The 281-nt window shown below is 53.7% G+C and carries 1 protein-coding gene; it reads left to right on the top strand.

The window, feature by feature from the left end:
• Positions 1-281 (top strand): GTP-binding protein (locus LZP73_RS20980; RefSeq protein ID WP_326490390.1); only part of this gene is annotated, 281 nt, incomplete at both ends.

The following is a 281-nucleotide window of genomic DNA, read 5'->3' on the forward strand; positions in this document are numbered from 1 at the left end:
CTGCTGGATAATCTCGACAAGGGCAATATTCAGTTCGACCGTCTGGTCATTGAATGCACCGGCATGGCCGATCCCGGCCCGATTATTCAGACCTTTTTCTCCCATGAGATTTTATGCCAGCGTTACCTGCTGGATGGCGTGATTGCGCTGGTGGATGCGGTACATGCCGATGAGCAGATGAACCAGTTCACCATCGCCCAGTCACAGGTTGGCTACGCCGACCGTATTCTGCTGACTAAAACCGACGTCGCAGGCGAAGCAGAAAAACTGCGTGAACGCCT

This window comes from Shewanella sp. AS16, assembly GCF_021412365.1.
GTDB classification, from domain to species: domain Bacteria; phylum Pseudomonadota; class Gammaproteobacteria; order Enterobacterales; family Shewanellaceae; genus Shewanella; species Shewanella salipaludis.